Below are 24,513 nucleotides of genomic sequence, written 5' to 3' on the forward strand. Positions count from 1 at the left end.
AAGCCAAATCGCACGCATGTATGCAAACCCCTTAAGCTTGTAAGCAAATCAAGGAATGATTTTTAAAAGTCTATGAACGTTTCGACTTATGGGAGAATCTCACTTATTATGAAATAGATTTAATTGCAGGTTTGACAAAATAAATCTTAATTTAAATCCACGGAAAAATGATTAAAAAATGCGGTATTATGAATGTATCAGGGTCAAGACCTTTACTTTTCTTCTCGACAACTTATTTTATGTATATCGGTAATGCGGTAGACACAGTTGTTCACGAACATCATGCCATCCAGATTGTGATTAGTTTCGATGGACCAATAGATATCATACAGTCCGGTTCGATAACTAAGCTAAAAGCAGCGATCATTGATTCTGACCAGGAACATGAATGCAAAACCTTTCAGTCACCTTTTATACTCTTAAATATTGATCCAGAAAGCAAAATTGGCAGTGGATTGAAAAAGACTTATTTGGATAAGCAAAAAATAGCTGCATTACCGATTATCTTATCAGAAAATTTTCTTGTTGAAATCGAACCATTTCTATTAAACAATATCGATAGCACAAGTATTTATAAACTTGTGCAGAGGTTCCTGCTTTCACTTTCTCATACAACTGCAATTGCAATTAGTGATGATAGAGTTACAAAGGTGCTGTCTTTATTGAATGAGCCCGGTAAAGACATAGTTAAGATCAAGGAATTGGCCGATGCCATTTACATTTCGCCGGGTCGCCTGATTCATTTGTTTACCGATCAGGTTGGTATCCCCATTCGTAAATACGTTTTATGGCGAAAGCTGTTAACCACACTTCATCAATTAATGGAGACAAAAAACCTGACAGTTGCAGCCCTTGATGGTGGATTTTACGATTCTCCTCACTTTAACCGGACCTTTAAAAAGATGTTCGGACTTTCTCCTTCTCTATTACTTCAAAATAGCCAGATCATACAAGTTTACAAGGAATAGGATTGCCATTTTTGCCTGGTAAATTAAATTTTATCTTATGTATGCAATCAATCATGCCGCAACTGCTTTGTTGCTAAAAAAGAAGGGATCAACACTACCGTTGTTGCCTTTGCTTATCTCCGTTCAGCTCGTAGAAATTTTATGGGTGTTTTTTAACTATTTCGGATGGGAATATTTTTCTGTATCCGGAGGCAAGTTACACCTCGACTATTTGCCTTATTCCCATTCTGTACTATCAGGTATTGTAGCAGCAGCAATTTCATTTTCGATCATTAACTGGGGATATAAAAACAAAAAACTGGCAATTGCCTTTGCAATTGGGGTGCTATCCCATATTGTTCTCGATATAATCTGTCACGAAAAAGATATAAGATTATCACCATTTTCGGCTACGCCTGTATGGGGTTTTGGAATTATCGATCATCCTTTTTTAAATTTTGGGGTAGAATTTTTTTATGGTATATTTTGCTGGTGGTATTTTAAAGGAAGCAAAGCACTGCTTGCCGTCATTGTTATTTTCAATATTTTTGATCTTCCTCTTATGTTTGCAGGCGCCAGTTCGCTCGGTCCCATCATGCATTATCCCTTTATATTGCCTTCTGTAATTCTATTTCAAATATTGATAACGTGGTATTTTATCTACCGTTATGCCACCAGATAAATTATTATAATTATATATTTGATTTCCACAAGAAACAATGATGAGTAACATAGGAATGAAATCAAAGTATAGTTTGGTCATTGTAATATTGGCATTATGTTCTGCTATTCATTTACAGGCACAGCCGACACAAAAAATGGTAGCACTTAAACACTACCTGGGTGTGGTGCAAGGGGATCATGTAGTTTTTTTTCAACAGCGCAAAAACGGGGTTACTCCTGATAAAAAAACGCTTAAAGGCTCCTGGGTAAACAGCATGGAATGGGAAGAAACAGCTCCTGGTTTCCACCCCTTGTTGCCAGTAATTGAAATAACTGCTGGAACCAAACAAATTATTGCCAGCGAAAATATGTATGCCCTGATAAGTGACAGTATGATCAGGCTTCAGGGATATGATCCAAGGGTTAAAGACACAGCATTTGTTTATTCTATTCCAAAAGATAAAAAGTATCAATTTATTTATTTGCTTTCAACATCAACACTTGCAATAGTCGCTGTTTGTGACAATCAATTGGTGTTTACAGATTTTGAACATCCTTTTGAACCTTTTAATATAGCTGAGAATAATACGTTTCGTATTCCTGATCCTTTTACTCATGTTCTTCTATATGACGGAAACGGTGACCATAGTTTCGGTTTATTGGTACAAACTAACAATATCCTGCAGTTTTACGGTAAAGAAAGGGGCATTAGGGAAGGTCTTGATTACAAACACCTGGTTGAATATGATTTTCCCCTGCCAGTTAAAGTTGATGAGGTATTTACCTATGATAAAAAGTACCTCGGACTAAGGACAGGCCGTTTAGTAAAATTCTATTCATTAAATGAAGAGAAAAAAAAATGGGAATACGACAAAGACCTTGACTTTTTGATCCCATTAGAGAGGTAAAAGAGCCGTTCCATTTTTGAACGGCTCTTTTATAAACTACAATTTAATCAGTTGTGTAGCTCCTTCATTGATACGATATTCATATACCTTACCCTTTTTCCTCACGCTGATCAGCAATTTTTTATCCGTTAACCTCGAAATCTCCAGATCGAAAACATTTCCAAATGAATGGATATTTCTCAAAGCCATTTCGTTCCATCCTTTCGGCATTCGGGGCGTACAATTAAAACTGTCAAAACCTATAGGACGCATCCCAAATAATCCTTCAGTAAATACCCGGCAGTACAAACCGCTTTCGGCCGACAAATGGCGTTGCCCCCCTTCCGGATAAGCCTCAACAGGATATGGCACATGTTCTCCCAATAATCTTCTTCTGGAATAATATTGCAGATAAGACATCGCAGCATCTGTTTCTCCAGCAGCCAGGATACCTCTTAAAGCATATAAGGTTGACCGATCCCAAAAGGTCTTATCACCGGCTTGCGTTAATAACCCATCCGGAGTAAACAACCTTGGAGAGAAAAGTGCTTTTATAGTCCCTTCCTTATGTTCATCTATTCCAACGGTAAGCGGCATACATATCCATGAACGCAATATTGTATTCCCTTTGTAATAACGATAAGTATCAAAACCTTCTACATCAGCAGCAAAATATTTATCAATCGAGAGCCTCAGCGCTTTTGCCTGGTTGAAGTAACCTTCTGTTAATTTTGAAGGCTTACCAAGTAATTCACCTAACTTACTGGCCGAAATCAAAGCATCATAATACAATGAACTGGTAGACAAATTGGCTTCACCTGCAGGAAAACGCCCCTCAAGTTCATCACTTTGAGAAGCCACCACTCCTTCTGCATTCAGTTTTCTTCTGGAATACTCCAGGCACCATTCAATTAAGGGCCACAATACACGTGCAGAGTCTATATTTCCATTTGCCAATGCATAACGTGAGGCACCATAGGCGATCATGGCCTGGTCACCACGGTCACCTGCCCCATTCCAGAAACTTGCCCCTTCAGCCACAATAGAACTTGGAATAGGTTTATATTCTGGATTCATATAAGCGGCAAACATCCGGTAAGCATTCATTGCCGACCGGTTTGCCAGATCATCACCCAAAAAGGCAAAAAATGGATTCACATACTCTGCCTCATCGTTTGCCCAGATGGCTGCATAATAAGAAAGTCCGCCTGGGCCGTGCATCAGTCCTCCTTTTGTTTTAAAAATACTCTCAGCAGCCCTGATTTTTGCAAAAGCGAAAGCCGTATTCAGGGTAACATCCGGTGTATACAATTGTAATTGCTGAGAAATCTGCCTGATACGTTCCTTACGCGCATTTTCTTCCGGCAACACAGCCGCATTCATAACAGACTGACGGTCGGGTACCGCCTGGTAAGAAACAGCAAACAATAGCGAATCTCCGGGCTGAACAAGGTGCGAACCATCACCCGTAGTCTTCAATATCAGACTATGCGGCACCTGATAACTCCTTGAAGTATCTATTCGAATTTCACGGTCCTGACCATCCATTGAAATCAAAGCAGGCAACGCACCAGTATTAACGAAAACCAGTTTTTCTATAGCCATTGCCTTATCTACTGAAGGAAACAAAGATCGTTTCAGACTGATCGTTCCATGATTGCCAATCTTACTATATATTTCCATGATCCCGTTCTGTCTGATCCCGGTAACCTGTTCCTGCAAACCAGCTATCCGATGACCATTGATCAAATCGTCCTTCAGCGGTTTGCCATTGATAAAAATCTTTGGCAATTCATCATCACTGATTACCTGCATCAAACTCGCATGCGTATCATTAGGTTTCATCCTGAAAGTTGGAAAAACAACCGTACGCTTTAAATGTAACCTGCGTAAGCTGTCTACTTCATATTGCACCCATATAGAGACCTTCTGACCACTCATTTCAATGTGATCGGCATGAGGCAGACGGTCACCGATCTTCCAAAATATACTTCCATCCTGTTGAATAGCCCAACGGTCAATCTGTTGGGGCAGCACATTTTGCTGCGCGTAAAGGGCATTACTTATAAAAAACAGCACAACACTTAAGACTGCGACCTGCTTATGAAATATCTTCATATTGATAAATAAGGTAGATTACTTTGTTAATTTAAGCATAAGCACATCATGACCAGCAATAGTAGTGACCATGTTATCTTTGGTAGACCCAATATCTTTATGTTTCCAGAGATCCCTGACGCGGTAAGAACCATCTATTTTATACTGCTTTATAGTGGCCTTCAGATCCTGGTTGATGGTAACTGGCTGATTACTTCTGTTAATGATACAATAAGCATAATTTCCGTCACTTAATGGCTTAAACCAAACTTCAAAATCCCTGTATTTCATCCACCTTGTGGCAGATACACCTAGTTTATCCTGATCGACATCCAATACTTCCTTATTGGTCAGGATTTTCATCGTTTCGGCAGACATGTTCCGGATATCATTACCTGCAATTAAAGGCGCCGAAAACATAGCCCACATACTCATATGTAACCTTTCTTCGTTTGGTGTCAGGACACCATTACCAATTTCAAGCATATCCGGATCATTCCAATGTCCGGGACCGGAAAAATCTCCAATTGCAGTATGCAAATCAATGATCTGCAATACACCTAAACCTCCCCAGTTATTTGTACAATCGAAACAATTAATAATGTCTTCGGTAGTTCTCCATAGGTGACCTACACTCTTTCCCCATTCCCATGGTTTGGTTGTTCCCCACTCGCAGATACTAAACACCATCGGCCGTCCTGCCTTATTAATTGCATCTCTCATTAAAGTATAAGAAGCTTCGGCACTTTGTTTACCATGGTTGCACCAATCGTATTTTAAAAAGTCAACACCCCATTTTGCATATGTTCTGGCATCCTGAAATTCATATCCCCTGCTACCTGGCCGGCCCTGACATGTTGCTGTTCCGGCATCCGAATAGATGCCAAATTTTAATCCTTTGCTATGGATATACTCCCCAAGACTTTTCATCCCTGAAGGAAAACGTTCGGGATCTGCCAGGATATTTCCTAAGCTATCCCTGCCTATCTGCCAGCAGTCATCAATGATAATATACTCATAGCCAGCTTTTTTCATCCCATTACTTGCCATGGCATCTGCTACCTCTCTGATGATAGTTTCATTAATTTTACACTCAAATTTGTTCCAGCTATTCCATCCCATTGGTGGGGTTTTAGCTAATTCTTCATTTTTTTGAGCGCGCATAGAAAGGCATGACATGCTCAATATCAAAAGCAATATTAATCTCATAATAATTGATGTATTTTGAATATTCTATTTATTACTCCCCTGTCTTAGTGGGAGTTCAGTAAGTTTAAAGTGAATTGCGCCTTTTTAAAACGGTGGGAATGATCTCCTGAATCTTTTCTTGTGTACGTACAAAATGAGCCGCTTTTTGTGCCATTAAAGTAAAATCTGCAGAATAGGTGGTTATCCCATCGCAAATGATTTCCTTCACAGGATCATCGTCTTGCGAAAGAATGCCTATATCCTTTCCCAGTTTAATGTTTTGCGCTATACAGTCTTTCAGCAGCATCCAGGTTTGCGTATCATTACATACAAAATAGACTTTCCCCCGCTCTACAGAACCCTGGACATATTCTTTTTTAATCGAATAATTGATCTTATAATCCTTTACAAATTTTTTGAATGCCCTGACAATTTCAATCGGAGAATCAGAATTTGGCCGGGAAAAGAAAACCATTTCATCAAATTGCCTGATGGTATCGAGTAATTCCACAAATATCCGGTAGCTCGATTGCTCAAATTCCTGGATGACATAAGAAAAGTCACCTGGCATTGGTTCGAAACGGTCTGTCATTAAAAATTTATGAGGAGGAAGAACTTTTAATATTCCGGCAGTTTTTGGATGTGGCATCGGCGTAACGATGTACACATTATATTTTCCGTTGATATTATTAATGATAGTTTCAAAAATTTCGATATTCTGATGATGGAAAAAAACATCAATATGCATGTCTGGTCCTACGGCAGCCCTGAATGCATTATGAAAAGTCTCCTGGATAGAATCAAATGCATACATAACCAAAGCTACTTTTGCCATCTGACGTGTATCTATATTGGACAGATAATAACCCATCCGGTTTTTTGATTCTATAATCCCTTTTTCAATCAGCTCTTTATACCCTTTCACAATAGTTTCTCTGGCAAAACCAGTTTCTTTGATCATGGTATTTACCGATGGGAGCCTGTCTCCCTTCACTAAAATTTTCTCATCAATTGCATTAATAAAGCCCAATACCAATTGTTCATGCTTAGAATATCCTGGATTTGCTTCCAATTCCTGTATTTTTTCAAAAACGTTCCTCATATATCTTATCTAATGCCGGGCTGATTGTAATTAACAAAGCAAATCTAACATTCAAATCATTAAAAACAGTATGGAGTTATCAAACCCCATACTGCCCACCTATCTGTTAATATCCAGGGTTTTGTGTTAAAAGATTATTTTTTTGTATTTCGTACCTGGGCACAGGAAACAAATAATTTGCATCTATAAATTTTCTTTGCTGTAAGGCGAAGTAATTGTAAGTAAATGAACCATCCGGATTCTTACTAATATTCACTGCCATTAATGGTTTGTTATCTGTAATATTAGCTATTTTCCATCTGCGCACATCATAAAACCGCAAACCTTCAAAACAGAATTCAATTTCACGTTCGTGACGAATAGCATCCCGAAGTGCTGTCGAACTGGCTGTCACCGGAGGCATGTTTACACTCGACCGGCTGCGTACAAGATTCAGATATGTTGTAGCCAGATCCATATTTCCTAACTCATACTCAGCTTCTGCATAGTTTAAATAAACTTCGGCCAAACGAAAGATGATCCAGTTCTGATTACTGCCGGTAGCTGCCATATCATGTGTTTCATCTGCATATTTACGCCAGTTATAGCCAGTTAAACTAGCATTCCAGTTTTCTACCTGACTCTGCGGACTATCCAGTCCTCCTTTAAAATATTCAACCGGTCTGCCCCTGAATGACGTACCATTATAAAGAATTGCAGCATTAAAACGTGGGTCGCGGTTCTGATAAGGATTAGCCGGATCATATCCCGATGCAGGATCACTAATCATCTTCCCATTCTTCATCTCGAAATCATCAACCAGGTTTTGAGAGGGCGCATATACCGACCAGCCATGATATCCGTTTGGTGCAATCATGACATCCAGCATAGAATCCCAGTAAGTACTGTTCATACCATAACACAAAATCACCTCAGAATTAAATTTTTCCAGGAAAAGCTGTTTATAGTCTGCTCCAGAATATAACTTATAAGTTCCCTTATCAATTACCGCCTTAGCAGCGTCAGCCGCAGCTTGCCATTTAGTGTTATCATTTGATACATTATTCAAAGGGCTTGCAGCGTACAGCAAAGCTCTTGATTTCAATGTCAGTGCTGCTCCGCTGGTTACACGGCCAAGATCGCTGCCACTGTAACTGTCAGGCAACAATGCAGCTGCATCATTCAATTCCTGAATCACAAAGGTCATACACTCCTGATAAGAATTTCTGGGTGACAGCACATTCGCATCAGTCAGACTATACACCTTGGTAACCAATGGCACACCACCATACCGTGAAATCAGATTAAAATAGCACCAGGCTCTGATAAATTTCATTTCTCCGGTCAGCCTCTTTTTCATCGCCGCATCACCCGGGACTGCTCCTATATTTTGAAAAAAAACATTGCAATCCCTGATAAAACTATAATCAGGTGACCAGCTGTCCATAGAAAGGTTATCAGGACTAACCTCTGCTTTATTCCACAAAAAGACACTTTCATAATTAAATTTAGAATATCCTTCATCGCTGGCAGTTGACAGACCAGGTCCGTTCGCCGCAGCTCCCCAGTTATAGAAATGAGGCAGCGCCTGATATTTCGAATTTACAAACGTTTGTACAAGATTCAGATCTGTCCATACATCTGTCTCTGAATAAGCATCCAGAGGTTTTTTCTGCAGGAAATCCTTTTTGCAGGAGCTGATTCCGACTAACAGGCTTAAGCTCAAACAGCATATATATAGCTTAATTTTCATTTTGTTCATTTTAAGATTGAGATTAAAGGGAAACATTGATCCCGGCATTTAATATTCTGGTTTGCGGATAATAACTCCCCGTTACAGCATTTAATCCATTCCCCCTTTTTAGAGTCGCTGTCACATCACTCAATTCAGGATCATAGTCTTTAATTTTACTGAACACCAGTAAATTACTGCCGTTTACAAAAACCCGAAGACTTTGTAGTTTCAACCGGGATACAACCGCTTTGGGAAAAGTATAGGAAACCTCTACATTCTTAAGTCTCAGAAATGTGGCATCACGAAGCCAGAAATCAGAATAACGATTATTTATAGGATCATTACGGTCAAAAGAAGCAGGATAAGTTCCATTCACATTCGTGGGAGTCCAGCGATTATCAAATAACCAGGTAGGTGGTGTAATTGCATTACCTTGTTGTGGTAAAACCAGCTGTTTCGCTTGCCCTTGTCCCTGTAAAAGCACATTTAATCCGAAACCTTTATATTGCACACCAAAATTCAGTGCAAATACACTCTGAGGTGTCGGAGAATCAAAAACCCTGACCATATCATTAGCGGTAATCTTATGATCTCCATCCACATCCACATATCTGATGTCACCTGGTTTTGTACCCGCCAGGTGTACAGAATTGTCAATCTCGGCCTGTGTATGATAAATACCCGCAGTTTTATAAACTAACCAGGAATCCATTGGATGACCTTGTATTTTTTGCCAGTCGGGAACATTAGCTGCTTCATCCATATATACAACCTCATTTTTAGTATGCGTATAATTTCCACCGATACTAAAGGAGAAATCCTTGTTCAGGGAATGTTTGTAAAATACCTCCAGTTCAATTCCCCTGTTGTTTACCTTGCCAATATTCTCTGACGGGAGTTTACCTGGTAATCCGGTACTGGAAGGAATTGAGGCATTTCTGGCAGTCAGGATATTGCTACGTTTAGAAATAAAGTAATCCGCATTTACATTCAGATCGCCTTTGAAGAAAGATGATTCCAGCCCAACATTACTTGTATTGGCTACTTCCCAGGTTATTCCCGGATTAGGGGCTACTCCCGCAGACAGTCCCTGCTGCCGGTCACTATTGGCACCAAAATAATAACCAGAATCAAAGTAATATTGCTGCAGATTCTGGTAAGGTGCTATTTTATCATTACCCAGTTTACCCCATGAGGCTTTTAGCTTTAACTGGTTCATAAAAGAAATACTGTTTTTAAAGAAGTCTTCTTCAGAGATCCTCCATCCAAGAGAAAGTGCTGGAAAAGTGCCCCATTGTTTACCCTTCGGAAAATTAAAAGAACCATCATGTCTTAAAATAAACTCTGCCAGGTATCTGTCTTTAAAACTATAAGTCAATCTTCCGAAGAAATTCTGGCGGGCAGATTGTCCGGCTACACTTCCGTTATCTTTATCAATATCACTTCCTACAAAAATCTGATCAATTTTACTACTTAAATAACCCGTCCGATAGGCAGAAATACCCTCATAATAATTTTCACTTTGTTCATAAGCCACAAAAGCATTGACATTATGCTCATCAAACCTTCGCTCATAACCTAATTTCAGATTATAGGTTTGTAATTGATAATTCGTAAAATTCTCATTCAATGTAATTGGTCCTTCGGTATTACGCAGGTTGTCATAATTATTAGTCGTTTGATTATAGCGAAAGGCATCCCAGTTATCATGCAGCGTTTTCCCATTGTTAAAATGAAAATCAAAAGCAGCCATCCCACTGATATAAAGCCCTTTGGTTACTTCTGGCAATTTAAGATCGAATGATAAATCAGACTGCAGGAAATAATCCTTAATTTTATTATACCCGGTTGCGCCCGAAGCCATCAGCACCGGATTACGCCCTTCAGACAATCCCGGGCCAGGAAGACCATTCGGATAATAAGCCGGTAAGGTTGGATAAGCAGACAATACTTCCGAAAATATAGTACCGCTGCTATAATTAGAGTAATGCCTGTCCTCAACTCTTCCCGAAACATTTAACGAGACCTTAAAGTCTGATGTAACCCTGGCAGTAATATTAGAACGCAGGTTATATTGCTTATAATTCGTAGCCGAATTGCGGAAAATACCATCCTGATTCAAATATTCTCCTGATATAAAATGATCTACCTTATCATTCCCCCCGCTTAAAGTAAGCGCATGACGATATTGCGGGGAAAAATTCTTGATCACTTCATGGTACCAATTGGTATTGGGAAAATTAATCGGATCGCTACCATCAGTATACTTCTGAATATCACTGGCCGAATATTGATGAGGCTGCCCCAGGCGGTCATTGACCTCATTAATATAAGTGGCATACTGCCCCGCATTCACCAATTTAGGTAACATAGTGGGTTGCGTAAAGCCATAACTACCATTATAGGTAATAGTTGGTTTTCCTGTTTTTCCTTTTTTTGTTGTCACTAATATTACCCCATTTGCAGACTGAGCCCCATAAATAGCAGCAGATGCATCTTTCAGTATACTGATACTTTCTATATCATCTGGATTCATCCTTTCGAAGGCTCCGCGATTAGCTACTCCATCAATAACAATCAGTGGACTATTGTCATTCAGGGTTCCCATACCACGGATCAGTAATGAAGAAAAATCGCTCCCAGGTTCACCTGAACGATTGCTGGCGATTACGCCTGGTACCCTGCCGGCAATTGCATTAGTCAGGTTAGCCGCTGGACTTTCCCTTAAAACATCACCCTTTAAAGTTGCAACAGAGCCTGTTACCGTAACTTTCTTTTGTACTCCATACCCCACTACAACTACTTCGTCGAGTGCCTTTTGATCCGTACTGAGCTGAACATTGATTTTTGAATTGCCATTTACAGGAACTTCCTTAGAGAGATAGCCCGTAGAAGAGAAAACCAATACTGATTTATCCGAAGGAATATTGATCATGTAATTACCTGATCCATCCGAAGAAATACCTGTGGTTGTTCCTTTAACAGTAATCGAAATGCCGGGAAGTCCCTCACCCTTTTCGTCTGTTATCTTACCTGTAATCCTATGAACTTTCTGCACAACAGACTGGGCATAGAGATCGTTCATAAAACCCATCTGCCCCCCACCTACAGATAATAGCATTACTACTTTGAGAGTCATTTTTAATTTCATACGCGTTTTTTGGTTAGTTTATTTGGTTTAGGTTTATTTCAAATTACATACATCTGTTCTATTCTGTTCTATTCTATATCAAACATAAGAACATTTTTATATACCCAGAATTTTATTTTAAGAGATCCGTCTCTCCTTAAGGGAGTTGACGCAGTTTTTTAAACCAAAAAAGTGGTTACATTATCGTTTCAGAAGGGACTAACAGAGGTGGTAGCGGTGTCCGGAATCTTTATTAAAAGATAATTTCCTGCTAACAATGGATAATATATTGAAGGATGCGAATCGGGTTATTAAGTAATTTTAGATCTCTATAACTTTATTTCTATGCGTTCCTATTTATACTCATCCCTTTTTATGCTCTCTGCCTTTTCAATAACAGTGGGATATGCTCAGCCGGCAAAGACTACATCATATTTACCTAATCATCAGCAGGTAATACAATCCTATATCAATGCAGATAAACTGGATTCGACGCTGAAGAAGTTGGCAATTAATTACAACATTAAGCCTAACTGGCAGCCAAATAACAAACAATTTTGGTACACTAAGCGGATAAAAAATAACGAGACCGGTTATTATCTGGTAGATGCTGAAAAAGGCTTAACACACCAAATTTTTGATAACAAACAAATGGCTGATGCCATTAGTGCAATCCTTGGCAAACCAGTTCAGGTGAGCAAGCTGCGTATAACTAAAATGTTCTTCAGTGCAGATGAAAAACAGATCACATTTAAAACAAATGACAACTGGCTTAAATGCGACCTGAATAATTACCATTGCACAACTACAACCGATACATTATTTAAAAGCTATGATGCCTATGGACCTTTACAAAAACGCAGGTATCTGTGGGAGAAATTAATGACTGATTCTATCTCGCCGGATAAACAATGGGCCGCTTTTGTAAAAGATGGTAATATTTATGTAAGGTCATTAAAAGGCTCTGCCGAAATCCAATTCACTACAGATGGTAATCTGGATAAACCTTATGGTGAGCTATCATGGGCACCCGACAGCAAACATCTAGTGGCTTATCATATCGACCCTAAAAAAATAAAGGAGGTATATTATATTCTAAGTTCGGTACCTGGAACAACACGTGGTCAACTCAAATCGCATGAGTACGATCAGCCGGGAGATGAATTTACTTCTTATGAGCCATTTATTTTCAGCATGACCGACAAAAGCAAGTTAAAGGTTGATGCAGAAAAAATTGACTTTTTTGGCGCACCGGCATTGAATTGGCGTGATGGAAACAGCCGGTATTTTACTTATGAAAAAGTTGATCGGGGCCATCAGCGTTTCAGGGTAATTGAAGTGGATACACAGACTGGAAAAACGCGTAATATCTTAGATGAAAAAACAAATACATTTATTTATCAGCAAAGAACCTACACAAAGTATTTATCTAAAACACACGAGATTGTATGGGTTACCGAACAAGACGGATGGCGTCATGTCTACCTCGTTGATGAATTAACAGGAAAGGAAAAACTGATTACCTCCGGTGACTGGGTTGTGCGGGATATTGACAGTGTAGATGTTAAAAAAAGAGAGATCTGGTTTAATGCGAGTGGTAAAAATCCAGACGAAGATCCTTATTTTATCCACTATTATCGCATAGGTTTTGACGGCAAAAATCTGTTTGACCTGACTCCGGAAAAAGGCAATCACAATCTTACTTTTTCACCCGACAGGAAGTATTATATTGATACCTATTCAGCAATAAATATAGCGCCACGTATTGTCCTTAAAAACACATCCAGCCTTAAAACAATAACTGAACTGGAACACCAGGATCTGGGTGAGCTGTTAGCTACGGGAATTAAATTGCCTGAGGTATTTGTTGCCAAAGGCCGTGATGGTAAAACAGCTATCTGGGGTGTCATCTATCGCCCGGCCAATATGGAGCCCAATAAAAGTTACCCTATTATTGAAAACATATACGCCGGCCCACAGGATTCATTTGTTCCCAAGAATTTTTCACCCATTAACGAAATGCAGAGCATTGCACAATTGGGATTTATAGTTGTACAAATTGACGGTATGGGCACAGCTAACCGGTCAAAAGCTTTTCATGACGTCTGCTGGCATAATCTGGCGGATGCCGGTTTTGACGACCGTATTTTATGGATGCAGGCAATGGCTGCAAAATACCCGCAGGCTGATATCAGTCGCGTTGGGATTTATGGCACATCGGCCGGGGGGCAAAATTCTGCCGGTGCACTATTATTCCATCCGGAATTTTATAAGGCTGCAGTATCGGCCTGTGGATGTCATGATAACAGGATAGATAAGCAATGGTGGAATGAACAATGGATGGGCTACCCGGTTGGGCCACACTATGATCAGCAATCAAACATTACCAACGCTGGTAAATTAAAGGGTAATTTATTGTTGATTGTGGGTGAAGCAGATACCAATGTTCCGCCAGAGTCTACTTATCGTTTTGCTGATGCCCTGATCAAACATAACAAGTATTTTGATCTGTTAACTATCCCGGGAATGGGTCATAGCGACGGCGGTCCTTATGGCAGGAAAAAGAAAAGAGATTTTTTTGTAAAGCATCTGTTAAACACTGAACCTCCCGCCCGTAATACAGATGAGCTTAAACCTGAAAATACCGGGCAATAATATTTCCCGACAATTATTGTATATTAGTTTTATCACACAAATTAAACTTAAATATCATGAAGTATTCAGTAGACATTAAATCAGTTATGATTGGTCTTTTTATTACAACGCTATTATTCGGCGCTTTTAGTTTCAAACAGGAAGGGTCTGAACCAGTTGGAAGATATCAGACATCTTTAGGAGAAAAGGGAGTGGTTATTTTAGACACAAAAACAGGTGCATATATTACCAACACTGACGCCACCAACGCTAAATGGCACAAGGGTACCTTTTCTCATACTTTTGAAACAGCTGCAGATACAAAGGATAAAAATCTTTAATCAGGGAACATATCAATTTGATTGGTCATTCAGCAGGCCCAACTTTTCCTCCAGATCACTTAAGGAAATTTTACCACAGGCAAAATCAATCTCTAACAATGCACCTTGTTCTTTTTTCGTCAAGGGCCTGTCCTGTATGATCCTGATTAACTCATTCTCGCTGGCAAGTGGTGCCAGAATATTTTTCTTTTCGTATAATGATTCAAAATACCGGATTCCAAATCTGCGCTGCGATATCGCGTCAAAATGAAGTCCATCCGCATTAGCCGTTAATCCATGTGCCGTTACAAAATAGCAGTTAGGATTTGTTTCAGCGAATTTCTGAAGGGCATCATTAACCTGACTATATTCAGTAAAATATTTACCATACCTACCACCGCTTAAGAAATCGCCAAGGCCGCCTGTAATAAAAGGAATATCTGGTACATCAAGCTCACGACGAAATGCATCCACGATAATACTCAGTTTATCGTAATAAAGAGCGGAAAGCCCGCCAAAACTATCATTTTCCCCCTGATGCCATAAGATGCCACTCAACTTACTGATCTTTTTAGCAAGCTTTGCCTGGAATACCGCGTTTTCAAAGAGTGCACCTCCAACAGCCCAATCATCCAGACTGGTCCCCCCGTCAGAACACGGTATCAAACCGATTTCTTCCTGGTCATTTTTTAATCTCCAGGCACCTGCGAATGATGCGGCAAGTCCTATACCGGATGTAGGTCTGTCAAAATTAATTGGTTCTGTCATCGTTTGCCAGCGACCATTCACCAGCATTTTGATCTTTTCATCATAGATCTGCTTAACATCATTCAAATATCCCCGTCCCGCCATATTTGACTGGCCTACCATCAAAAAGGAATTTATCATATTTTTTATATTATAACAGGCCAAATACAATCGACCAGTAAACATCAAGACTCAAATAATCTATTCAAACCACTTATTGTGCCATCTAAGACTAAATTTAATTTTCCGTGCCGAAAATACTCAGTTTCGTGTAATTATCAAAATCTTTCCAGAAAACAGGATGTTCAGGCACCTTCAATTTATCGAATTTGTCTTTTGGTAAAAAAACACCCAATATTGTTCTTCTAATAGTTCAATGTCTTTTTTGTTCATCCGCATATTTATTGAAGGCCTCATGATAACTATAGCATCTGTTTTGTATGATAATTTATCCAGGAAGGTGGTCGAGTCTAAAGGTCAGTAACGAAAAAACAATTATACAACACAATATTATAAGCGCATTTAACAGCACAAATCCACAGGTTTTTAATAGTAGTTTCCTATTACTGGAATTCACAGCCCAGCTCACTAACAACACAAGTAGTAAAACAATATTTATCCAAAAAAGAATGGAGTCAAAACCACTATGAATAATTTGCATTAATATTGTCGTAATATTCGTCCATGCTAGTGATGATGAAATATAGTATAATATGAACTTAAATACTACGATCGAAGAAGATACTAAAGCTATTCGTTTGCTGTATGTTGAAAATTGTTGTGTAGTCATTTTATTCCCATTGATCCATTTACAATCTTTATCTTAAAGCTACTAATATAAGTGCTTGAAGTCGTTTACTCAAAACACGTGCAAATGTTATATTTCATTTAACGAGTCTCCTCTCCCTCAGTATTGCCAACCATTTGGATATTATCTAAAAGTAAAGAATTGTTGATAGGATTTATCATTTGCTTATCTTAGTGTTAACGAAGGTTAGTTAGCCCTATCAATTACTATGAAATTCTTTATTACAGCTCTTGTCTTCTTTATCTGGTGTTTGCCAGCAATTGCTCAAACGCCCCTTAGTAACGCAAAAACAGACACCCAAAAATATCTTCTTAAATATGATTCAGCTGTATTACGTATAAAAGGCAATTCATTGCCTATCGGTATTTTGGCCATATCCGATAAGGGGCAAAAAACACAAACCAAAGGTTTTTTAAATGGCCTTGATAATTGGTCGAAATATAAAATAGAAGTAGATAGCGGCAATTACTCAAATGGAAAAATCAGAATAAAAGGAAGCGGAAAAGTATATAAAAAAGGTGATTCACTAACAGTGAATGTCTACACAAAAAAATGGTTTTTAGGCGGGAAAGATAAATGGTTATTCATGCAAAAAATACCCTATAATTATGAAACAAACATAAATATTCTGACCACAGAGAATTTTCAGAAAGCACCTGGCGACCATGTTCAGTTTGGTGTGCGGGAATACTTTGATAACAAAATGTTTATTGACAAATGGACACCGGTTAAAAAGAATTTAAAAGATTTTGTTTTCCTATTTAATGGTGTTCATATTTCGAAATCAAAAAGCGATTTAAAAATTGATAACGACCCAACCAAAATTAAAAACAATAAAATACAGTTGATAACTTTATTAGCTAAAAACACCACTATAACTGATACACTTAACGTTTTACTCGATTATGTTGCAAACTATCAGTTCAATACACAATCGAACGGAACAGGCTATGATTTAAATGTTACGGCAGATATTTATCACGATCCGCTTATTAATGCTCAATTATTGAAAATTAAGATAGAAAATGAGGCAACGCATAAAACCTATAATTATTGGATTAATACAAATGGAGGTTCGATTGCTATTTCAAGTAAAGGTGGAAATGGCAGCGACGGTATAAATGGCACGGATGGTTCTTCGGGCACACTGGGATCACCTGGAACAGTCTCGACTAATATGGTAACTACACCCAATAGCGATGGAACGACTACCACTACTACCAATACAGTCACCGGCCAGGGTGGAGATGGCGGAAACGGTCAGAACGGCTCAAACGGCCAGGACGGTGATGCAGGTGGTAATGGTGGAAACATTATCATTAATTATTCGCCCGCTGTTACACCATTTCTAAACCTGATTAAAGCATCTAGTATCCCGGGGCAAGGTGGATCCGGAGGTAAGGCTGGCAAAGGTGGTGCAGGCGGAAGTGGAGGCATTGGAAACCCGAATGGGAATACTGGTTTTAATGGACTGGATGGCCGGCCTGGTTCGGATGGCTCTAATGGGCGCAAGGGAAATGTGACTTTTACAAAAAAAATGATTTAAGTAATAAAGCAAGAAGGTCCTTAAAATCACTGATTCCGAACTCTAATTTATACTAAATATGGAACCTCTAATCATCAAAAAAGCAGCCACAAATCTTTATGGTTTATTGATTCTGTCGGTATTATCATTTATCGCTTTCATCTACATTGCCGATTTTCGACGTTCTACATTACTACAATTCCTCCTCATGGCAGGGATTCCAATTGCTCTCATTGCTTTACCTCTTTTTATCTATTCTCTTCGGGAGCTGATCAGGAAACCCGCTCAACTGACCTTTACAGAAGAAGGCCTGGAAACCAGGATGAAAAAGTTTTATCCCTGGAAAAATATGGAGTCTATATCGTTTAGTATAGAGAAAGTAGCAAGCGATAATGCCGGAACAGTATACGGGAACTATATCACAATCCAGTTAAATGATACAAATCTTGTAAAATTTCCCGTATCCCATCTTGACAGAAATCCTGAGGATATCATGTATTTATTAAAGCAATTCAAGATTAATTGGGACAGAGCAAACGAGTTTACCCACCCGGGTTGATGAAACCTCACATTTCATCTCTATGCTTTTTTAAAAATTGATTACAAAGCGCCAGAATTTCATCAGGAGTTCCGTCTAATCCTATTATAAAAATAGCGAAAAGTTTAAAATTTGTTTAATGGAAATGCGATACGGATTCTATCTTTATTAAAAATCGGATGGGCAAAATGGAAATAAAACAAAGTGGGAATATTGAACTGAATGGCTTTACCATTACCAGCAAAACCAGAATTGACGAACTTCCTGACTACTTCACCAATACAATAGTGACACAGGCTCAGGTGCTGGATGAGATCAGGCCAGTTCAATTTAGTACAGGCGAAGTAGAATTAACAAAGCACACGATCCATTTATCCTTAAGGTTTGAAGAAGATATTCTGGTATCTGTATATATTACAATTAAAGAACTTGACAATCAATATAAAACCGCAGATGACTTTTATAACAATTTGGACAAAAGACGATCTCAATACACAAAATGGCTAAAAAACCATGTAAGTTTTAATCTACTTGATTTTGCGGAAGGACAAATTGGTGTCGGAGAAGATAAAAACAGCAATGTATTTATCTACCTTCACAATCAGAACAATCAATGGGCAAATCCTAAGTATTAATAGATTTTTTTTTTGCTGGCTGAATACGGACCTCATATGGAATATGCTGTTTACCCCAGTTACAAAGCTCATGCATAACCTTAGTTAAATCAGATCCGCTTTTAGTAATATGATATTCAACTTTCAAAGGAACCTGCTGGAATATTTCCTTTTTTACGAGTTCAGATTTTACAAGTTCGTTGAGGACAGACGATAATACATTATCTGAAATCCCATTTAAACATTCTTTTAATTGTGAAAACCGGGAGATATCCTGCCCTATCAGAACCAGTATTTCTGACACCCATCTTTTTCCTATGATTTTCAGCACCTTGTTTAAGGTACATCTTTCATCAAGATAAAATTCATTTATAGAGTTTGTTGAATTTGTTTTTTTTTGACTCACGCTCATTTATTTATTAGTAACTCACAATTGGCAACACATTGATGTGCAGGACTATTTCATCTTATTTTTGTTCTATAAAAATACAGCTATTATATATAAATAAAATGAAAACATATCAAATTACCGAAGGATACAGTATAGCTTCTCTTGCCCTGATAGAAAAGGATTATCCTAAACTTCAACCTCACGAGGTACTGGTAAAGATCCATGCAGCATCCCTTAATTACAGAGATCTTCTGGTGATTAAAGGTGTAGCCGACTGGAAACCTCCTGTTGGAAGAATACCACTCTCGGATGGCGCAGGAACCGTTGTAGAAACGGGAAGAGAAGTAACCACAGTTACCAAAACCGATAAGGTAGCCGGGCTCTTTTTGCCTAAATGGATATCAGGTAAGCTCACCGCGGATAAAAAGTTCTATTCATTGGGTGGCAGGATAAAAGATGGTTTATTACAGGAATACGCAGTGTTTCACGAAAGTGAATTGATCAGAGTACCTGCATTTTTAAGTCATGAAGAAGCAGCAACACTTCCTTGTGCTGCACTTACAGCCTGGCATGCTTTAATAGAAAAAGGAGGCATTAGAGCTGGTTCTACAGTACTTATTCAAGGTACAGGGGGAGTATCATTGTTTGCTATTCAGTTTGCACAGATGGCAGGTGCCGAAGTTATCCTGCTTTCTGGCAGTGAAGAGAAATTGGCACTGGCAAAACAATTAGGCGTAAGTCATCTGATTAATTATAAACAAATACCCGACTGGGAAAAAGACGTGATGCAAATTACTAATGGTATAGGCGTTGACCATGTTGTCGAAGTGGTTGGAGGAAGTCATATAAATAAATCTATGGATGTTATAGCCCTGGACGGGACCATATCTGTAATTGGTTTAATTGGCGGATTAAGTGGCGATATAAACACCAGTAAGATCATGACTAAACAAATTAAACTGCAAGGTATAGAAACAGGTTCAAAGGAGATGTTTGACAGGATGAATAAAGCAATAGCAATAAATAAACTACACCCTGTTATAAACAAGTTATATTCATTTGAAGAAACCAAAGAGGCTTTGTTCTCACTGGAACAAGGTTCGCATTTTGGCAAGATCTGTCTGACCTTTTAACAAATAAATCAGATGAGATTTAACCTGTCAAACTATGGTCATGTCTGTTAGGAAAATACAACAATAAACTGTAGTTTCACCCCCACACTAATGGATCGCAAAAACAGAATCGGCATTTTCATCTTCACCTTTGGGGTGTTGATGCTTCTGCTACGTCCCTTTCTGATCTATCAGGTGGCCTCAGCAGAAAGCTCCAAAGCCAGTCCGGCGCACACCGCTAGCCTGTTACAGCGTCAGATCAAGAAAAAAGACGATAACCACGACCATCTGGCAGATGTATCTGTGATGAGGATGCTTACTGAAAAGATCACAGCACATTCCGTCCCTCGCATACTTCATCATATTATACAGGCTCCATCAGTATATTACACCCCATGGTGTCAACTGGTGTTACATTACTGTTTCCAGCCAGGCGCACCATAAACTCCTCCCTTATCAGTGACAATACCGGAAAATAATCCGGATGATAATGATTTTCTACACGAACTAAATTTATACTCATTTCCTATTTTATGAGAACAATTCTCAAAACCCAATTTCTTTTACTGACTGTTTTCAGTCTGGCAAATGCACCGGCATTTTCACAAATAAATAAGGTAAAACACGTTGTGGTCATCTACATGGAAAACCATAGCTTTGATAATTTGTACGGACAATTCCCTGGTGCAGATGGTCTGGCACAGGCCAAGCCAGAAAATATTATCCAGCTGGACCATGAGAATCAACCTTACAACACCTTGCCTCCTATTCCCCGCAGCAGTGCCTTCCCAACAAACCTGGCCAATACTTATTTCAATATTGACCAATATATAGCTGCTGACCAGGTCACTCCGGATGTGACACACCGCTTTTACCAGGAGCAATTACAGATAAATGGAGGTAAGATGAATAAGTATGCCCATTATAACTTTACCAAAGGTTTCGCTATGGGCTATTATCGTACCAAAGATCTGCCCTTATACGATCTTGCAAAGAAATACACCTTATGCGATCATTTCTTTCATAGCGTTTTCGGAGGCTCATTTTTAAATCACCAGTGGCTTGTCGCTGCCGCCTCACCCCTGTTTCCCAATTCGCCTGCAAGTATCACAGCACAGGTAGATGCTGACGGCAAACTCATTAAAGATGGTACCGTAACACTAGACGGTTATGCAGTGAACACAATCAATTCGATCAATCTGCACCCGGCAAAAGGGAACCCGGATTTTCTTCTACCGACGCAGACAGGTCCCAATATTGGTGACAGGCTGTCGGACAAAGGTATCTCATGGGCATGGTACTCTGGTGGCTGGGATAATGCTATCGCCGGCAAACCTGATCCTTCCTTTACTTATCATCACCAGCCTTTTGCCTATTTTACCCGCTATGCTGAAGGAACACCAGGCCGGAAGGAACACCTGAAAGATGAGACTGAATTTTTGGATGCTGCTAAAAAAGGAACATTGCCAGCAGTTTCCTTTGTTAAGCCCATTGGATTGGAGAATGAGCATCCTGGTGAATCGACCATTACCGGTGGAGAAAGCCATGCTGTCGATCTGATCAATGCAGTGCTGAACGGCCCAAATGGTAAGGATGCAGTCATTATTCTGACCTATGATGAAAATGGTGGCTTCTGGGACCATATAGCCCCTCCGCAAATCGACAAATGGGGACCTGGCACACGCATACCCGCCTTGATTATTTCACCCTTTGCAAAAAAAGGCTATGTAGACCATACCAGTTATGAAACTGTAAGCATCCTTTCTTTTATTGAAAAGAGATGGGAACTGCAACCACTTAATAACCGTGATAAAGAAGCTGATCCTTTGAGCAATGCGTTCGATTTCTAAAATTATCACCCTTGGTCTTTCGGTACTGTTAGTTGTACCCCTTCTTTCCCTTCAGCAAGAGGATACGCCTGCGGAGCAGATTAAACAACGATTAATTTGTCAGACAGATAGTTTACTGGGTGCAATTCAACTGCTGCAAACGACAAAAATGGATATTACCCAAAGTCTTACCTTACAACAACGTTTCCGTAAGGTAAGACTAGCCTATAAGCGTCTTGAGTGGGCCACAGAATATTTCGTCCCACTCACTGCAAGGCAAGTGAATGGACCGCCTGTGCCAGAAACTGAACTCAGCGGGCTGGTCATCCAGCCCAAAGGATTACAAGTCATTGAACAGTTCATTTTTCCACGTTTCGCTCAGGATAAAAAACAAGAACTGAAAGATTTATTGGCCCAGATGGCAATTAATACCGCTGAATTCAGCGCATATTTCCAGCAGGCAGAATTGCAGAACTGGCAGATTTTCGATGCAGTAAAGCTTGAGGTCTTTCGCATAGAAACACTCGGACTCAATGACTTTGATGATCCGCTGTCAAAAAGATGTTTCCCCGAGTCGGCCACAGCATTGCAAAGTTTACAGGAAGTTACCCGTCATTATGGCACGGTGACCGAATTTGATCCGGCCATCCGCTATCTGCAACAACCTACAACATTTGATCTTTTTGATCGTGCCAATTTTATCACCAGTTATGCCAACCCGCTGACCCGGTCACTTAAGGTATTAAAGGCCCGGATAAAAATGCCGGATGTCCGTTATAATCGCCTGCTTAATCAGGATGCCGCAACATTGTTCGATGCAAATGCTTTTAACCGCAATGCCTACACAGCCGAACCAGGGGATTCCGCAACTACCGAAAAGATAGTTTTAGGAAAAAAACTGTTTTTCGACCCCATACTTTCTGGCAATGGCAAACGCAGCTGCGCTTCCTGCCATAATCCCAATCTGGCTTTTACCGATGGGTTGGTCAAAAATCTGAATATTACAGGTAGAAAGATGATCCAGCGTAATACCCCTACCCTGATCAATGCAGCTTTACAACCTGTACAATTTTATGATCTGCGGGCACCTTCACTAGAAGACCAGGTTATGGCTGTGGTACGGAACCCTGAGGAAATGCATGGTGATATGAAGATCGCGATCCGTAAACTCTGGTCAGACAGCAGCTATCACAAGCTGTTCAGTCTTACTTATCCCAAGCGCGGCCGTGCAGGAATTGACACCTTAGAAGTAATGAATGCACTGGCCAGCTACATACGGAGTTTAACTGCATTGAATAGCCGTTTTGACGCCTATATGCAGGGTGATAAATATGCTTTAAAAAATGCGGAGATAGCTGGCTTCAACCTCTTCATGGGCAAAGCACGTTGCGGAACCTGTCATTACTTACCGCTGTTTAATGGCGTACAGCCACCGCGTTATATGCAAATGGAAGCCGAAGTGATCGGCGTACCACAAAAAAAGAACAGCAAAAGCATCGACCCAGACCTCGGTCTGTATAGCATTCAATCCGGAGATTTTAACAAACATGCCTTCAAAACAACCACCGTTCGTAATGCTGCCCGGACTGCACCTTACATGCACAATGGCGTATTCCAGACCTTAGAAGAGGTCATTGATTTTTACAATAAAGGCGGTGGCTTGGGGGCAAAGCTTAAAGTTCCAAACCAAACGCTGGATGCAGCACCTCTGCATCTGAGCCAAAAAGAGAAAATTAAACTCATCGACTTTATAAAGTGTCTGGATAGCCGTCAACTAAATCCATATTAATACCTTTTGTACTCAGGATTGTTTCCGCATACTCTGCTTAATTTTTTCCCTGTGCTGCTCACCCCAGGTGCTTAGTTCACCTATCACACTTTTCAAAGTCCGGCTGTATTCTGTTGCTTCATAAATAATACTTACCGGTGTCGTCGGATATACATTACGCTTGATAAAATCATTCAATTCCAAATCTTTTAGCTCCTTCGCTAATACCTTCGAAGATATACCAGCCACTTCATTCTGAATTTCATTAAAACGCTTTGAGGATTGCACCAGGCAAAGGATCAAAGCCAGCTTCCATTTTCCATTGAGAACATACAGCGCATCAAGAACGTTTTTAAGCGAACCTGCACATTCTTCATTACTCGGAAGCACCTCATTGATAACTATTTTCATAGCTATAAAGATAATCACTTACTTCAATGTAAGCGCTTTCCTTTAGGTAAGTAATAACTTTTGATCACTTGCTTACCCTACTTTTGAC

The 24,513-nt window shown here is 39.5% G+C and carries 20 protein-coding genes; 12 read left to right on the forward strand and 8 right to left on the reverse strand.

The annotated features are described in order from the left end of the window. Positions 1–167 precede the first annotated feature (167 nt). The 3 genes from HDF25_RS04550 to HDF25_RS04560 are packed head-to-tail and all read left to right on the forward strand — an operon-like array spanning position 168 to position 2,518. Positions 168–968 carry an AraC family transcriptional regulator gene (locus HDF25_RS04550; protein WP_184623215.1) on the forward strand — a complete coding sequence of 267 codons (801 nt, stop codon included), beginning with the start codon at positions 168–170 and terminating at the stop codon, positions 966–968. Positions 969–1,005: 37 nt separating this feature from the next. After that, on the forward strand, positions 1,006–1,629 hold the full coding sequence (locus tag HDF25_RS04555; protein ID WP_184623217.1) for a hypothetical protein: 624 nt from the start codon (positions 1,006–1,008) through the stop codon (positions 1,627–1,629). Between the two features lie 37 nt (positions 1,630–1,666). Further along, positions 1,667–2,518: a hypothetical protein gene (locus HDF25_RS04560; protein ID WP_184623219.1), complete on the forward strand. Its 852-nt coding sequence runs from the start codon at positions 1,667–1,669 to the stop codon at positions 2,516–2,518. A 36-nt stretch (positions 2,519–2,554) separates the two neighbouring features. Here the strand turns inward: HDF25_RS04560 and HDF25_RS04565 are convergent, their stop codons facing one another. The 5 genes from HDF25_RS04565 to HDF25_RS04585 all read right to left on the reverse strand — a co-directional run bounded on the left by HDF25_RS04565 (position 2,555) and on the right by HDF25_RS04585 (position 11,737). Then, positions 2,555–4,615 (reverse strand): hypothetical protein, encoded by a 2,061-nt coding sequence (locus HDF25_RS04565; protein WP_184623221.1) that lies wholly within the window; start codon positions 4,613–4,615, stop codon positions 2,555–2,557. A gap of 18 nt (positions 4,616–4,633) precedes the next feature. Continuing rightward, positions 4,634–5,758, reverse strand: coding sequence for a glycoside hydrolase family 27 protein (locus HDF25_RS04570; RefSeq protein WP_260409318.1), 1,125 nt, complete (start codon positions 5,756–5,758; stop codon positions 4,634–4,636). 109 nt (positions 5,759–5,867) lie between these two features. Further along, positions 5,868–6,884, reverse strand: a complete 1,017-nt coding sequence (locus tag HDF25_RS04575) for a GntR family transcriptional regulator (RefSeq protein ID WP_184623226.1) — start codon at positions 6,882–6,884, stop codon at positions 5,868–5,870. Positions 6,885–6,990: 106 nt separating this feature from the next. Beyond that, positions 6,991–8,616: a RagB/SusD family nutrient uptake outer membrane protein gene (locus tag HDF25_RS04580; RefSeq protein ID WP_184623228.1), complete on the reverse strand. Its 1,626-nt coding sequence runs from the start codon at positions 8,614–8,616 to the stop codon at positions 6,991–6,993. 22 nt (positions 8,617–8,638) lie between these two features. Further along, complete coding sequence (locus HDF25_RS04585) at positions 8,639–11,737, reverse strand: SusC/RagA family TonB-linked outer membrane protein (protein WP_184623230.1); 3,099 nt, start codon at positions 11,735–11,737, stop codon at positions 8,639–8,641. Between the two features lie 336 nt (positions 11,738–12,073). Between HDF25_RS04585 and HDF25_RS04590 the strand changes: the two genes are divergently transcribed. After that, the gene (locus HDF25_RS04590; protein WP_260409319.1) at positions 12,074–14,383 is read left to right on the forward strand and encodes a S9 family peptidase; all 2,310 of its coding nucleotides are present in this window, start codon (positions 12,074–12,076) and stop codon (positions 14,381–14,383) included. A 56-nt stretch (positions 14,384–14,439) separates the two neighbouring features. Continuing rightward, the gene (locus HDF25_RS04595) at positions 14,440–14,703 is read left to right on the forward strand and encodes a hypothetical protein (RefSeq protein WP_184623232.1); all 264 of its coding nucleotides are present in this window, start codon (positions 14,440–14,442) and stop codon (positions 14,701–14,703) included. 12 nt (positions 14,704–14,715) lie between these two features. On the opposite strand, the gene HDF25_RS04600 is transcribed toward HDF25_RS04595, so the two are convergent. Then, entirely contained in the window at positions 14,716–15,570 is an 855-nt protein-coding gene (locus tag HDF25_RS04600; protein WP_184623234.1) for a sialate O-acetylesterase, read from the reverse strand. A gap of 875 nt (positions 15,571–16,445) precedes the next feature. Here HDF25_RS04600 and HDF25_RS04605 point away from each other — a divergent pair. From HDF25_RS04605 to HDF25_RS04615, 3 genes are all read left to right on the forward strand, one after another. After that, positions 16,446–17,783, forward strand: a complete 1,338-nt coding sequence (locus tag HDF25_RS04605) for a hypothetical protein (RefSeq protein ID WP_184623236.1) — start codon at positions 16,446–16,448, stop codon at positions 17,781–17,783. Positions 17,784–17,841: 58 nt separating this feature from the next. Beyond that, positions 17,842–18,321: a hypothetical protein gene (locus HDF25_RS04610; RefSeq protein WP_184623238.1), complete on the forward strand. Its 480-nt coding sequence runs from the start codon at positions 17,842–17,844 to the stop codon at positions 18,319–18,321. A gap of 167 nt (positions 18,322–18,488) precedes the next feature. Then, positions 18,489–18,935 carry a hypothetical protein gene (locus tag HDF25_RS04615; protein WP_184623240.1) on the forward strand — a complete coding sequence of 149 codons (447 nt, stop codon included), beginning with the start codon at positions 18,489–18,491 and terminating at the stop codon, positions 18,933–18,935. On the opposite strand, the gene HDF25_RS04620 is transcribed toward HDF25_RS04615, so the two are convergent. Continuing rightward, positions 18,925–19,245, reverse strand: a complete 321-nt coding sequence (locus tag HDF25_RS04620) for a winged helix-turn-helix transcriptional regulator (protein ID WP_184623243.1) — start codon at positions 19,243–19,245, stop codon at positions 18,925–18,927. The two genes, HDF25_RS04615 and HDF25_RS04620, sit on opposite strands and share 11 nt — an antisense overlap. Positions 19,246–19,424: 179 nt before the next feature. Between HDF25_RS04620 and HDF25_RS04625 the strand changes: the two genes are divergently transcribed. The 4 genes from HDF25_RS04625 to HDF25_RS04640 all read left to right on the forward strand — a co-directional run bounded on the left by HDF25_RS04625 (position 19,425) and on the right by HDF25_RS04640 (position 24,035). After that, a complete protein-coding gene (locus tag HDF25_RS04625; RefSeq protein WP_184623245.1) occupies positions 19,425–20,438 on the forward strand; it encodes a zinc-dependent alcohol dehydrogenase family protein in 1,014 nt (337 codons plus the stop codon). A 90-nt stretch (positions 20,439–20,528) separates the two neighbouring features. Then, complete coding sequence (locus HDF25_RS04630) at positions 20,529–20,861, forward strand: hypothetical protein (RefSeq protein ID WP_184623247.1); 333 nt, start codon at positions 20,529–20,531, stop codon at positions 20,859–20,861. An 89-nt stretch (positions 20,862–20,950) separates the two neighbouring features. Continuing rightward, entirely contained in the window at positions 20,951–22,267 is a 1,317-nt protein-coding gene (locus tag HDF25_RS04635) for an alkaline phosphatase family protein (RefSeq protein ID WP_184623249.1), read from the forward strand. Then, a complete protein-coding gene (locus HDF25_RS04640; protein WP_184623251.1) occupies positions 22,251–24,035 on the forward strand; it encodes a cytochrome-c peroxidase in 1,785 nt (594 codons plus the stop codon). The genes HDF25_RS04635 and HDF25_RS04640 overlap by 17 nt, the downstream gene beginning before the upstream one ends. A 12-nt stretch (positions 24,036–24,047) precedes the next feature. Here the strand turns inward: HDF25_RS04640 and HDF25_RS04645 are convergent, their stop codons facing one another. Continuing rightward, positions 24,048–24,425: a winged helix-turn-helix transcriptional regulator gene (locus HDF25_RS04645; protein ID WP_184623253.1), complete on the reverse strand. Its 378-nt coding sequence runs from the start codon at positions 24,423–24,425 to the stop codon at positions 24,048–24,050. Between the last annotated feature and the right edge of the window lie 88 nt (positions 24,426–24,513).

The organism is Pedobacter cryoconitis (assembly GCF_014207135.1).
GTDB classification, from domain to species: domain Bacteria; phylum Bacteroidota; class Bacteroidia; order Sphingobacteriales; family Sphingobacteriaceae; genus Pedobacter; species Pedobacter cryoconitis_D.